The organism is Campylobacter sp. IFREMER_LSEM_CL292 (genome assembly GCF_025771615.1).
GTDB lineage: Bacteria > Campylobacterota > Campylobacteria > Campylobacterales > Campylobacteraceae > Campylobacter_D > Campylobacter_D lari_D.
In genome coordinates this window covers 38,344-52,071 of record NZ_JAKMQP010000007.1, presented here as the reverse complement: position 1 = coordinate 52,071, position 13,728 = coordinate 38,344, and the positions used below count along the sequence as shown (strand labels likewise).

Below are 13,728 nucleotides of genomic sequence, written 5' to 3'. Positions count from 1 at the left end.
TTTTATTATAAAAGTTGATCTTTGATAATATCACCTAAAGTTACTTTGTCATTATCATTGATTTCATTTAATGCTTCTCTTTCTTTCATTCTTGCAAGGCTTTTTACGCTTAAACGAATTCTATTTTTCTTTTCATCAATGAAAACAATCAAAGCTTCTATTGTATCACCTACTTTTAAACTTGAAAAATCAATATTACCTAAATCCTCTTTATGAATAAGCGCATCAACGCCTTCTTCAAGCTCTACAAAAACTCCAAAATCTTTAATATCTCTAATTTTACCAAAAATAACATCATTTACTTGGTGTTTTTGAGCATAAACTTGAACAGGACTTTTTTGTAATTCTTTAGTACTTAAAGAAATTTTTTGATTTTCTTTATCTAGTTTAATGATTTTAACTTCTACAACATCACCAACTTTATACATATCTTTACATTTATCACTTCTATTCCAAGAAGCATCTTCATTATGCAACAAACCTTCTAAATTAGCAATTTTTATAAAGGCACCAAAATTAGTCACGGAAGTAACACTGCCTTTTAGCACATCACCTACTTTATATGATTTTAAAAACTCATCAAAAGGTTTTGCTAATAAATTTTTTAAAGAAACCCTAAGCCTTCTTTCTTTAGCATTAATTTCAATCACTTCCACATCAAGCTCTTGACCTTCGTTAATATAGTCTTTTGGATTTTTAGCATTTTTATCCCAAGAAATTTCACTTATATGTAAAAATCCTTCTATATCATTTCCTAAATCTACAAAAGCACCATATGGTTCTATATTTGAAACCGTAACTTTAATAGTATCGCCAACTTCTAAACCATCTTTAATTTCATCCCAAGGATCAGGCATGGCAAGTTTTATAGATAAAGAAAGATGTTTTTTATCTTTATCATATTTAATCACTTTTACAGGAACCTTATCGCCCTCATTATACAATGAACTAGGATTTACTGGCCCTTTGTAAGAAATTTCACTATAGTGAACCAAACCATCAACACCGCCTACATCAACAAACATACCATAGGTGGTGATTTTTTTAACAATACCTTCTATAATTTCTTCTTGATTTAATACATTTGAGATAATCTCTTTGCGTTTTTTTCTTTCCTCATCTACTATTTTTTTTCTAGAAACTACTATGCTTTGAGCTTCTTTATCTATTTTGATGATTTTAACTTTGAAAGTTTTATTGATGATGTTATTTGAATCTTTAAAGCTACTTTGTGATTTTGGTAAGAAAAATTCTACTCCATTTTCATCCACAGCCACAAAGCCACCTCTATTTTTACCAATGATTTTTACATCAAACATGCTTTCATCATCTTTATAATTATCAATGAATTCTTTAACTTTTTGCTTTCTTAAAGCTTTTTTATGAGAAAGTAAAGATCTGCCACCGCGAGAACCCACTATAGCAACTTCTAATGTATCGCCTTCTTTGAAGATAAATTCGCCTTTGTCGTTTTGAATTTCTTCCATTGCTAAAATACCTTCTGATTTTTGCCCTACATTTACAAATACTTCATCGCCTTTAATCGCGACAATTATACCCTGTGTAGTTGCCTCCTCATCAGACTTAAAAGATTCTTCAAGCATTTGCTCAAAATCTTCTTCTATGATAATATCCTCTAGTCTGTTTTGAACTTTTTTGTTCACCTCGCTCATCGTGGTCCTTTGTTTTAAATTTTAATTCTTGATTATAGTATTGTTTTCTTTAAACTTAGTTAATTTTGGTGTATTCTTTGATTTTTTCCAAAACCAAGTCAATCACCCAATCTGGTGTAGAAGCACCTGCACTAATACCACATTTTTCTTTGCCACTAAACCATTCTTTTTGAATCTCTTTTTCATTTTCGATTAAATAACTATTCTCACAGTAATTTTTTGCTATTAAAAAAAGCTGCTTAGTATTAGCTGAATTTTTTCCTCCAACTATTATCATTACATCACTTTTTTTAGCAAGCTCATTGATTGCTTCTTGATTTTTAAAAGTCGCATCACATATGGTATTAAAAACACGCACTTCTTTAACTCTAAGCATTAAAAAATTCACAATCTCCATAAATTTTTCTATCTTTTTTGTAGTTTGTGATACCACTGCAATTTTAGAAGGCAATTTAATATCAAATAATTCTTTTTCATCAAGCACTACATAAGCCTTAGTACTTACATAACTTCTCACCCCTTTTACTTCAGGATGATTTTCATCTCCAAAAATTACAACTTCATAGCCTTCATTGCTCATTTGCTCACAAATTTTTTGAGGTTTAGTCACAAAGGGACAAGTTGCATCAAAAATTTCTATATCTTTTTGTTTTAATTTTTCTAAATCTTGCTTTGTAATACCATGGGTTCTAATGATAGCTTTTTTTTCTGTGCTTAATTCATTGATATCATTTAATGTTTTAACATTATAATTTTTCCAAAGTCTTGTGATTTCTTCATTATTATGGATTAAAGGGCCTATGGTAGCTGCATCTTTAATCTGTTCAGCCTTTTTAATAGCTCTTTTTACCCCAAAACAAAATCCATAGCTTTTTGCTAGTTCAATCTCCAATTTTAGCTCCTATTTGCTTTAAAATCTCAATAAAATTTGGAAAAGAAGTTTTAATACATTCACTATCATCCACTTCCATTCCACATCTTAAACCTAAAATTAAAAAACTCATCGCAATTCTATGATCTCCAAAGCTTTCTATTTTAGCACTTTTAGCTTCGCCGCCTTCTACTTCAAAACCATCTTCAAATTCTTTTACCTTTATGCCACATTTTTGCAAATTTAATACAATTGATTTGATTCTATCGCTTTCTTTTACGCGCAATTCTTTAGCATTTTTTATAATGCTTTTTCCTTTTGCACAAGCAAAAGCTATAGCCAAAGCTGGAATTTCATCAATCAACCATGCGATATTTTCACTCACATTTACCGCCTTTAAAGGCGCACTTTCAACACAAATTTCTCCAATACTTTCAAAATCTTCATTGATAACATTATAGGTGATTTTTACACCCATTTTTTCTAAAATTTTAAAGGCTTCAATGCGTGTTTTATTTAACAAAACATTTTTTAAAACTACTTTTGAATGAGGTAAAATACAAGCAGCTAAAGCAAAATAAAAGGCCGATGATGGATCATTTGGCACACATACTTCAAATGCTTTTAATTTTTCTTTTAAAGGATTTATTTTGATAAAAGTTTTTTCCTCATTTAAATATTCAATACAAGCTCCCATTTTATTAAGCATAATCTCACTATGATCTCTTGAAAGCTCAATTTCTTTAAAATAACTTTCTTTTTTGGCAAATAAAGCTGCTAAAATTAAAGCTGATTTTACCTGAGCTGAAGCAATATTACTACTAAAATCAAAACCATCCAACTTAGCTCCTTGTATACAAATAGGTGCTAAATTTGCATTAGCTCTTCCATAAATTTTAGCCCCTAAACTCATCAAAGGCTCACTTACACGTTTCATCGGCCTAGCATTTAAATAACAATCCCCACTAAGTACAAAAATTTCATCTTCAATAGCGCTTAAAAGACCTATTAAAAGTCTCATAGCTGTACCTGAATTGCCACAATCTAAAACACAATTTGGAGATTTTATATATTTTGGAGCTTTAATGTAAATTAATCCATCAATTTCTTCAACCTCAGCTCCTAAAGCTTGAATGATTGCTAAAGTATGTAAAGTATCTTGGGCTTTTAAATAATTTTTAATTTTGCAAGTTCCTTGAGTAAGCAAAGAAAAGATAGCAAAGCGATGAGATATAGACTTATCAGAAGCTATATCTTCAAGCTCTGCTCTAAAAGAGCCAATAGGACTGATTTTCATCGAAGTTTTAAACCATGCTCATCATCTAAAGCTTTGATGATTTTATCAATATATTCAAGGATAATATTATCTTCTAAGGTTTTTTCAAAATCTCTAAATACTAAATTAATAGTCAAGCTATAAAAATCGCCTAAATTCTCATCTGTATATAAATCTACCACTCTAAAACTTTCTAATCTTTCAATATCTAATTTAGCAATAGTGTGTTTGATTTTTTCATATTCAAAACCCTTAGGTATAACTATACTTAAATCCCTGCTCATAGATGGAAATTTAGAATAAGCTTTAGCGATTTTAAAGTCTTGTTTTAAACCTTCTAAATCAAGCTCACAAATATAAGTTTTAGTCAAATCTCTTTTATTTTCTATACTTAAATGCACTCTACCTACAAAACCTATGCGCTTACCGTTTTTATATACATTTGCTTGCTCATATGGGCTTAAAAATGCGTATTCTGATTTTTGCAAACTAAACTCACCTATAATGCTTTTTAATTCTGCTAAAAAAGTATAAAAATCTACAAAAACAGGTTTAGCTTTATTTGTGATTTTAGCTTCTTCTTTGTAGCCACTAAAGATCATTGCAAATTTAGCATGCTCGTTTGAAAACTCATCAAAAACACTGCCACACTCAAAAAGTTTGATTTTCTTTTTTGAATTTCTTAGATTAAAGCTTGCTGCATTTAAAAGATGATTTATCAAAGTACTTCTTAAAGTATTAAGCTCATTGGTGATAGGATTAATAAGCTTATTTTTAATGCATTTAAATCCTAATTGACTTAATTCTTCTTCATTATCTAAAACATAATGCACACTTTCAAAATATCCATTACTACTTGCTTTTAATCTTAAATTTTTAAGCTCTTGATAATCAAAATATACTTTATTTAGGCGATTTTTTTCTTTAAATTCTAAAGCTTTTGATGGGATATTATCAATGCCAATAATTCTTACTATCTCTTCACTAATATCAGCTATATTTGCTATATCACTGCGATGAAGTGGGATTTTGATATTAAATTGTTCATCATTTACTACACTTATTTCAAAGCCTAGCTTTTTAAGAATTTTTACTAAATTATTTTTATCTATAGGCATACCAATGATTTTATCAATTTCTGCACCAAAAATACCAATAATATTTGCTTCATTTTCTTTAAAAACTTGTTGACTTCCTGAAAAAACGCTCATCGCGCTAATTTTTAAACACTCATTAAATAAATACTCCATTCCCAAAGAAAGCTTAGGCTCACTACCTCTTAAAGAACGATATATAGTATCATTTTTCTTTTTATAAAAGGCTATTGCATTTGCTATAGTTTGAGGATGAGTATAACTTGCTTCTATAATGATGATTTTACTTTCATCATTGATTTTAAATTTATCTTCTTGCTCTATACCTGCTAAAGCAATCAATTCATCTTTATAATAAACTCCATATTCTCCATGTTCTTGAGTTTTAATTTCTAAGATAATCTTTTCATCGATTTGACAATCTTGACAAAGCTTATGAAAATCATAAGCACAAAAAATCACCCCACTTGCATGAGTTGCATAAGTTAAAAGATTTTCTATGTTGTTGTTTTTATATAATTCAATCAAAGCAAGACGAATTTGTATCGTAATATTTAGCTTAAATTCTTCTTTAATCTCTAATGCTTTATAAGCAAAAAAGCCTTCAACATCGCTTTGATTTTTAACACTTAGTATTCTTCCTATACCTACGCTATTTTCACTTTCTTTTAAAGGATTTAATTCTTTTAAATTTAAATCAAGTGCTGCACTTAAATCTCTAGCGACACCATATAAACTCAAGCAATCCCCGCGATTTGGAGTAAGTTCTATTTCAATTAATTCATCATTAAAAAGTTCATAATCATTTAAGGCTTTTCCTAGAACCAATTCCCCCATGCTTTCATCTAAAACCATAATACCTTCATTGCTTTTTCCAAAACCAAGCTCACTAGAAGAGCAAATCATACCCATAGATTCAACTCCTCTAAGTTTGGCAGGTTTTATCTCAAGTCCATTTGGAAGCACTGCACCCACTAAAGATACGGCTACAAATTGATCTTTATCAACATTTTTTGCCCCACAAACAATTTGTAAAATTTCATTCCCAACATCTACTTTACAAATATTCAATTTATCTGAATTTTCATGTTTAACTTTTTCTAAAACCTTACCTACTACAACTTTTTGAGGAGCTTTAACACTTTTGAAACTATCAACCTCTAATCCTATGGAATTTAAAGTATTTACTATAGTTTGTGTTGATATTTCACTTAAGTCAATCCATTCATTTAACCAATTTCTACTAATAATCATCTAAATTGCTCCAATAATCTTAAATCACCTTCAAACATAGAACGCAAATCAGGAATTTTATGTAAAAGCATAGCAAAACGCTCTACGCCCAAACCAAAAGCATAGCCACTTACATTTTTATAGCCAACAAATTTATAAACATTAGGATCAACAACGCCACATCCTAAAACTTCAAGCCATCCTGTTTGCTTACAAACCCTACATCCACAACCTTTACAAAACACACAAGAAATATCTACCTCAGCAGATGGCTCTGTAAAAGGAAAAAAGCTAGGTCTAAAACGCACTTTTACATCACCAAACATATGTTTTAAAAAATGTTCTAGCATATCTTTTAAATTTGCAAAATTTACCTTATCACCCTCTTCTACCACAAGTCCTTCTACTTGATGAAACATAGGCGTATGGGTAATATCAAAATCTCTTCTAAAAACTGCACCTGGTGCTATCATTCTAATAGGTGGTTTTTGAGATAGCATAGTTCTAATTTGAACTGGAGAAGTTTGGGATCTAAGCAAGGTTTTATCTTCAAAATAAAAAGTATCTTGCATATCTCTTGCAGGATGATTTTGTGGTAAATTTAATGCTTCAAAATTATGAAAATCATCCTCGATCAAAGGCCCTTTTTCTATGCTGAAATTTAAAGCTGTAAAATATTCTATGATTTTATCCATAGTTTGCATGATTGGGTGCAAAGCACCTGCATTTGAAGTTTCATCAAAAAAGCTAAAATCTTGCACATCTTGCTTCATTTTTTCATTTAAAGCTTTTTCTTCTAATTCTTTTAATTTTATTTGATAAGCTTCATTAAATTCATCTCTTGCTTTATTTAAACCATTAGCAAATTCTTTTTTTTCTTCACCTTGCAAATCTTTTAACTTTGCAAATTCTAAAGTCAAAATACCTTTTTTTCCTAAAACACTTACTTTTATATTTTCAAGTTCTGCTAAAGTACTTGCAGAAGCAATTTTTTCTATCATATCTTGCAATTTTAGCTCCAACTAAATTTTTTTTAAACATTCTAATGTAAAATTATTTAAAATTAGCAAAAATAACAAAAAAAGGACTACTAAATGAGAGAAAAAACCGTATTTGAACTAATTATAGAAGGAAAAATCCCTGCTAATAAAGTTTTAGAAAGTGAAAAATTTTTAGCTTTTCATGATATCAATCCTAAAGCACCTATTCATATTTTAATCATTCCAAAAGAGCATTTTGAAAACTTTCAAGAATTAAGACCTGAATTAATGAGCGAAATGACACAATTCATTCAAGAACTAGCTACTCTTTTAGGACTTGATAAAAGCGGGTATAGATTAATCACAAATTGTGGAAAAAATAGCGGACAAGAAGTTTTCCATTTACATTTTCATATGTTAGGTGGATTTGAGCTTCCAAAAAATAAAGAAACCCAAATCAATCCTGAATCACTATTCTAAAAAGAGCTTAACTCTTTTTAGATAGCAGGACCAGCTAATTTAAATTCTGCTCCTTCTTTTACATCTTCATAGCGTTTGAAATTTTCTATAAACATTTTCGCAAGCTTTAATTTAGTTTCTTCATAAGCTTTTTTATCCTCCCAAGTATTAATAGGATTTAATAGCTTACTTTCTACACCTGCTAATTCTTTTGGAACTGCAAGATTAAATAAATCATAGTTTTCAAACTCACAATTTTGTATGCTACCATCTAAAATCGCATTAATGCAAGCTCTAGTAGCTTTTATACTCATTCTTTTGCCTACACCATAAGCTCCACCGCTCCAGCCGGTATTTACTAGATAAACATTCACATTATGCTTGCTAATTTTTTCGCCCAAAAGTTTTGCATAAACAGTTGGGTGTAATGGTAAAAATACTTCCCCAAAACAAGCCGAAAAAGTCGCAACAGGCTCAGTAATACCTCTTTCAGTACCTGCTACTTTAGCAGTATAACCACTTAGAAAATAATACATTGCTTGTTCTTTACTAAGTTTACTAACCGGAGGTAAAACGCCAAAAGCATCCGCTGAAAGGAAAATGATATTACTAGGATGACCTGCGCTAAGACTTGGCTCGTGATTTAAAATATGTTCTATCGGATAAGAAACTCTAGTATTTTCAGTTTTAGAACCATCATTAAAATCAACACTTAAATCATCTTTTAAAACTACATTTTCTAAAAGTGCATTTTGCTTTATAGCTCCATAAATTTCTGGCTCACTTTGAGGGTCAAGATTGATACATTTTGCATAACAACCTCCTTCAAAATTAAATACACCCTCATCATCCCAACCATGCTCATCATCGCCTATTAATTTTCTTTTTGGATCGGTTGAAAGAGTAGTTTTACCTGTACCACTAAGCCCAAAGAAAAGCGCTACATCACCTTTTTCTCCAACATTAGCACTACAATGCATAGAAAGTTTATTTTCTAGTGGAAGCCAATAATTCATCATAGAAAAAATTCCTTTTTTCATCTCTCCACCATACCAAGTTCCACCAATTACTGCTATATTTTTTTCTATGTTAAAAATGACAAAAACCTCTGAATTTAAACCATCTTTTTTATAATCTTCATTAATACATTTGCAAGCATTATACACCACAAAATCAGGTTTAAACTCACTAAGTTCTTCTTCTTTTGGACGAATAAACATATTTTTTACAAAATGTGCTTGCCATGCAATTTGAGTTACAAAACGCACAGCTTTACGACTTTTTAACGAAGCTCCACAATATGCATCTTGGATATAAATATCACTATTACTAAGTTGTTTTTTAGCTTTTGCTAAAAGCTTTTCAAATAATTCCTCACTAATAGGCTGATTAATCTTACCCCAAGCAATGTATTTTTGCGAAGGATCTTGTTTTACAAAATATTTATCTTTAGGACTTCTTCCAGTAAAAATTCCTGTATCTACACTAAAGGTACCATTTTTAGTACATACACCTTCATTATTGTTTTTTTCGTGCTTTAAAAGCTCATCATAACTAAGATTGTGAAAAACTTGTCCGATATTTTCTAAGCCTAAATTTTCTAAACCTTTCATCTTTACCTCCTTATTTATAAGTCATTAAAGCTTGACCTTCACTTACGCTCTCACCAGCATTTACTAAAAGTTCTGCAATTTCTCCATCTTTACTTGCACTAATCTCAATTTCCATTTTCATAGCTTCAAGTACAGCTACAACTTGACCTGCCTTTACACTATCATTTTCTTTAACTAAAATTTTAAATACATTTGCATTCATACTTGCAACAATAGCATTATCATTTACTTGAGTTTTTGCAACTTTTGCATTATCTGCACTTACTTTTACAGCACTTTTAACATTAACATCTCTATCAAAACCTGCACTTACTTCTACATGGTATTTGTTACCATTAACTGAAACGGTAAATTGATTTTCATCGATAAGACTTGATTTTAATTTGCTATTTTTTCTAACATTAACCTTAGCTTCGCCTTTTAAGAAAGCTATGCCTTTTTCTTTACAAGCTGCAACGATAAAAATATTTTCTTCACTTGTTTCTAAATTTTCTTTTTCTAATAAGTTTTTAATATAAGCTATACTTTTGCTCTCATCAGCATCAGCAATATCTGTGGCTAATTTTGTAGTTGGTTCTAATTTTAATTGCTCGCTTGCAAGCTTAATTACTTCAGGATCTGGAGCAACGGGAGTTTTTCCAAAATACCCTAAAACCATTTTTCCATATCCATCTGCAATTTTTTTCCAAGGACCAAACATTACATTATTAAAAGCTTGCTGGAAATAAAACTGCGATACAGGAGTAACAGAAGTACCATAACCACCTTTTTCTACTACTTCTTGCATAGCTTTTATAACTTGAGGAAATTTATCTAAAATATTATTATCTCTCATCATTTGTGTATTAGCAGTTAATGCTCCACCTGGCATAGGTGAAAAAGGTATTAAAGGATTCACCGCCGTTGCTTCAGGTGGTAGAAAATAATCTTTTAAACAATCTTTTAATACTTCTTCGTATTTTAAAATTTTTTCTTCATCTAAACCAAGATCAAAATTGCTTCCTTTTAGAGCATGAAGCATTGTTAAAATATCAGGTTGAGAAGTACCGCCACTAACAGGAGCTGCAGCTAAATCTATACCATCAACACCTGCTTCTAAAGCCGCTAAATAGCATGCTATGCTTACCCCTGCGGTTTCATGCGTATGTAATCTTATATGCATATTTTCAGGCAGGTTTTTTCTAGCCATTTTAATAACTTCATAAATTTTATTTGGATTTGAAGTTCCGCTTGCATCTTTAAAACAAATACTATCAAAAGGAATTTGAGCTTGTAGGATTTCTTTTAAAATTCTTTCATAAAATGGCACATCATGCGCACCTTTACATTTTGGAGGTAAATCCATTAAAGTAATGGTAATTTCATGTTTTAAACCATGTTTAACTATACATTCTCCACTAAATTTTAAATTATTTACATCATTTAATGCATCAAAATTTCTTATTGTAGTTGTGCCGTGTTTTGCAAACATTTTTGCATGCAAATTGATAATTTCTTTACTACCTGTATCAAGTGCTACGGTATTAACCCCTCTTGCAAGAGTTTGTAAATTTGCATCTTTTCCAACGATGGCTCTAAATTTGTCCATCATTTCAAAAGCATTTTCGTTCAAATAAAAAAATAGACTTTGGAATCTAGCTCCACCACCAAATTCAAAATGCTTAATATCTGCTTCTTTAGCTGCTTCTAGGGCAGGAAAAAAATCATTCATTAAAACTCTAGCACCATAAACAGATTGAAAACCATCCCTAAATGTGGTATCCATCACATCAATTAACTTTTTAGCCATAATTTTTCCTTATTTTTACATCTTTGCAATTATAACTCTACTTTCTTAAAAAATAAATTTATAAAATTTGATTTAACATAATGATAATAATCGCAATAGGTGCAACGAATCTAAGTAAAAAATACCATACTTCAAAAATACTTCTACTCATAAACTTAGAAAATAAATTGTAAATTTTTATTTTTTCCACAAAAAATCCTACGAAAATAGCACTTGCAATAGCTCCAAGTGGGAGCATAAAATTAGAAGTTAATTTATCTAAAATATCAAAAAAACTTAAACCAAAAAAACTAAAGCTAGCCCCATAATTAGCACTAAAAGATAAAATACAACTCATTCCCAAAAGAAAGACTACAAAGCCTATAAAAACCAAAGCTTTTTTTCTTGAAATTTTATATTCATTTACAAGATAAAAAGTAAAAGGTTCTATCATAGAAACTGCTGAAGTAATCCCTGCAAAAAATAAAGCTAAGAAAAAATAAAAAGCTAAAAAATGTCCAAAGATAGCACCTAAATTAGAAAATAAAGTTGTTAAAGATATAAATACAAGCCCAGCTCCTTCTGCAGGATTAGCATTAAATTTAAATATAAAAGTAAATACAATAAGTCCCATCATCAAACCTATACTGATATTTAAAAGCACAATTATGGCCGAACTTGTAATTAAATTTGTATCGTCTTTTAAAGAGGCTGCATAAGTGGTAATACAACCTATACCTAAACATAAAGTAAAAAAAGCAAGACCTAAAGCTGTTAAAACAGAGTTTAAACTAAGCTTGGTAAAATCAGGATAAAACAAATAAACAAAAGCTTCCTTAAAACCATCTTGAAAAAAACAATATACTAGCATTAAAACAAGCATAATAAACAAACTTGGCATAATCCAAACATTAAGTTTTTCTATACCGCTTTTAACCCCTCTTGAAACAACAAACAAGGTAAGAAAAAAAGCAATTAAAAAATACAAACTACTTTCTAAAATACTATTTTGTATTAAATTTCCAAATAAAGCTCCTGCTTCTTGAGTATTACTAGGTAGATAATAAATCGAAGTTATCATATATTTTAAAACCCAACCCATAATAACAAGATAAAAAGATAATACAAAAATTCCACCGAGCATAAAAAATCCAGCAAATTTCCATTTTTGAGCATATTTAGTTGCTAAGCTTTTATAAGCATTTACAGGATCACTCTGACTTAATCTTCCCATAGCAATTTCAGCCAAAAATACACAAAATCCTATACTAATAGTCAAAAGCAAATACAAAAGCACAAAAGCAAAACCACCATTTTGGCCTACTAAGGTTGGAAATTTCCAAGCATTTCCAAGCCCTATAGCTCCACCTGCTACTGCTAATACAAAACCTATTTTAGAAAATTTATCATTCATTTTAATACCTTAGAAAAAAAGCTGTCTAGCCATAATTAAAATAACCGCTAATGGAGAAACGTATCTTAAAAAGATATACCAAATTTCAAAATATATCCCACGCATAAATGGGTAAAATAAAGTTTGTAAAGCTTCTTTTTTAAGCACAAAACCCACAAAAAATGCTGTAATTAAAGCAGAAATTGGCATTAGCAAATTTTGTATGAAAAAGTCTAAAATATCAAAAAAACTTTTCCCAAAGAAATTTAAACTTGGCGCGCTTACATGATAAAAAGAAAGTATAGATAAACTTCCAAGAAAATAAACAATCATACCCACAAAAACCAAAGCTTTTTTTCTTGAAATTTGATAACGATTTATAAGATAAAAAGTAAAAGGTTCTATCATAGAAATAGCCGAAGTAATCCCTGCAAAAAATAAAGCTATAAAAAAGGCTATGGCTAAAACATTTCCCAAAAATCCTAACTTTGCAAAAAGCGTTGTTAATGATATAAATATAAGTCCTGGACCTTGTTGAGTAGGATCAGCTCCGAATTCAAATATAAAAGTAAATACAATAAGTCCCATCATCAAACCAATGATAGTATTAATAATGATAATATTTAAAGCACTACTTATAAAATTTGTTTTATCGGGCAAACTTGCTGCATAAGTTAAAATCACACATACACCTAAAGACATACTAAAAAATGCAAGCCCTAGTGCATCTAATATAGAATTAACACTTAATTTTGAAAAATCAGGTACAAATAAAAACTCACTTGCTTTAGAAAAACCATCCATACTAAAAGAATATCCAAGCATTAAAATAAGTAGTATAAATAAGCTTGGCATCATCCAAACATTGAGTTTTTCTATACCACTTTTAACACCTTTTGATACTACATAAAAAATTACTATAAACACAAAAGTAAAACATATAAACTGAGATAAAACATCATTAGAAAGTAAATTTCCAAAAATAGCGCCTGCTTCATTTGTATCTTTAGGTAATTCAAAAAACCCAAAATAAGCATATTTTGCTATCCAACCTATAACAACACTATAAAAAGACACTAGAATAATAGCACCAAGCATAAAAAATCCTGCGAGCGACCATGCTCTTTTATTTTTTGGCGCTAAAGTATGATAAGCATTTACAGGATCTTTTTCACTAAGTTTTCCTATACTAAGTTCAGCCAAAAATATTACAAAAGCCACACCCAAGGTTAAAAGTAAATATACCACCACAAAAGCTGAACCGCCATTGTTACCCACTAAAGTTGGAAATTTCCAAGCATTTCCAAGTCCAACAGCTGAACCTGCTACCGCTAATACAAAGCCTATTTTAGAAAATTTTTCATTCAT

The 13,728-nt window shown here is 30.0% G+C and carries 10 protein-coding genes; 1 reads left to right on the top strand and 9 read right to left on the bottom strand.

Translation table 11 applies throughout. From position 1 onward, the window contains the following. Nucleotides 1–5: 5 nt before the first annotated feature. From L8T82_RS05385 to pheS, 5 genes are read right to left on the bottom strand one after another with little or no spacing between them, the layout of a single operon-like run. A complete protein-coding gene (locus L8T82_RS05385) occupies nucleotides 6–1,673 on the bottom strand; it encodes a 30S ribosomal protein S1 (RefSeq protein WP_263726049.1) in 1,668 nt (555 codons plus the stop codon). 55 nt (nucleotides 1,674–1,728) lie between these two features. Next, complete coding sequence (locus L8T82_RS05380; protein ID WP_263726048.1) at nucleotides 1,729–2,565, bottom strand: 4-hydroxy-3-methylbut-2-enyl diphosphate reductase; 837 nt, start codon at nucleotides 2,563–2,565, stop codon at nucleotides 1,729–1,731. Further along, nucleotides 2,555–3,841 carry a 3-phosphoshikimate 1-carboxyvinyltransferase gene (gene aroA, locus L8T82_RS05375; RefSeq protein WP_263726047.1) on the bottom strand — a complete coding sequence of 429 codons (1,287 nt, stop codon included), beginning with the start codon at nucleotides 3,839–3,841 and terminating at the stop codon, nucleotides 2,555–2,557. Before aroA ends, L8T82_RS05380 begins: the two co-directional genes overlap by 11 nt. Then, nucleotides 3,838–6,168 carry a phenylalanine--tRNA ligase subunit beta gene (gene pheT / locus L8T82_RS05370; protein WP_263726046.1) on the bottom strand — a complete coding sequence of 777 codons (2,331 nt, stop codon included), beginning with the start codon at nucleotides 6,166–6,168 and terminating at the stop codon, nucleotides 3,838–3,840. The genes aroA and pheT overlap by 4 nt, the downstream gene beginning before the upstream one ends. Beyond that, nucleotides 6,165–7,157: a phenylalanine--tRNA ligase subunit alpha gene (pheS, locus tag L8T82_RS05365; protein WP_039668703.1), complete on the bottom strand. Its 993-nt coding sequence runs from the start codon at nucleotides 7,155–7,157 to the stop codon at nucleotides 6,165–6,167. Before pheS ends, pheT begins: the two co-directional genes overlap by 4 nt. A gap of 84 nt (nucleotides 7,158–7,241) precedes the next feature. Between pheS and L8T82_RS05360 the strand changes: the two genes are divergently transcribed. After that, nucleotides 7,242–7,607: a histidine triad nucleotide-binding protein gene (locus tag L8T82_RS05360; RefSeq protein WP_220555324.1), complete on the top strand. Its 366-nt coding sequence runs from the start codon at nucleotides 7,242–7,244 to the stop codon at nucleotides 7,605–7,607. A gap of 17 nt (nucleotides 7,608–7,624) precedes the next feature. Here the strand turns inward: L8T82_RS05360 and pckA are convergent, their stop codons facing one another. Genes pckA through L8T82_RS05340 form a run of 4 tightly spaced genes read right to left on the bottom strand, consistent with a single transcriptional unit; the run spans nucleotide 7,625 to nucleotide 13,728 of the window. Beyond that, a complete protein-coding gene (gene pckA / locus L8T82_RS05355) occupies nucleotides 7,625–9,199 on the bottom strand; it encodes a phosphoenolpyruvate carboxykinase (ATP) (RefSeq protein WP_263726045.1) in 1,575 nt (524 codons plus the stop codon). 10 nt (nucleotides 9,200–9,209) lie between these two features. Continuing rightward, nucleotides 9,210–10,988, bottom strand: coding sequence for a biotin/lipoyl-containing protein (locus L8T82_RS05350; protein ID WP_220566683.1), 1,779 nt, complete (start codon nucleotides 10,986–10,988; stop codon nucleotides 9,210–9,212). Between the two features lie 58 nt (nucleotides 10,989–11,046). Beyond that, nucleotides 11,047–12,381 carry a sodium-dependent transporter gene (locus tag L8T82_RS05345; RefSeq protein WP_133319885.1) on the bottom strand — a complete coding sequence of 445 codons (1,335 nt, stop codon included), beginning with the start codon at nucleotides 12,379–12,381 and terminating at the stop codon, nucleotides 11,047–11,049. A gap of 9 nt (nucleotides 12,382–12,390) precedes the next feature. Then, nucleotides 12,391–13,728 carry a sodium-dependent transporter gene (locus L8T82_RS05340; protein ID WP_263726044.1) on the bottom strand — a complete coding sequence of 446 codons (1,338 nt, stop codon included), beginning with the start codon at nucleotides 13,726–13,728 and terminating at the stop codon, nucleotides 12,391–12,393.

Bases quoted from the DNA above. Each gene is read 5' to 3' on its own strand.
- aroA (WP_263726047.1), bottom strand. From the start codon at position 3,841: ATGAAAATCAGTCCTATTGGCTCTTTTAGAGCAGAGCTTGAAGATATA.
- pheT (WP_263726046.1), bottom strand. From the start codon at position 6,168: ATGATTATTAGTAGAAATTGGTTAAATGAATGGATTGACTTAAGTGAA.
- L8T82_RS05340 (WP_263726044.1), bottom strand. From the start codon at position 13,728: ATGAATGAAAAATTTTCTAAAATAGGCTTTGTATTAGCGGTAGCAGGT.
- L8T82_RS05345 (WP_133319885.1), bottom strand. From the start codon at position 12,381: ATGAATGATAAATTTTCTAAAATAGGTTTTGTATTAGCAGTAGCAGGT.
- L8T82_RS05360 (WP_220555324.1), top strand. From the start codon at position 7,242: ATGAGAGAAAAAACCGTATTTGAACTAATTATAGAAGGAAAAATCCCT.
- pckA (WP_263726045.1), bottom strand. From the start codon at position 9,199: ATGAAAGGTTTAGAAAATTTAGGCTTAGAAAATATCGGACAAGTTTTT.
- L8T82_RS05385 (WP_263726049.1), bottom strand. From the start codon at position 1,673: ATGAGCGAGGTGAACAAAAAAGTTCAAAACAGACTAGAGGATATTATC.
- L8T82_RS05350 (WP_220566683.1), bottom strand. From the start codon at position 10,988: ATGGCTAAAAAGTTAATTGATGTGATGGATACCACATTTAGGGATGGT.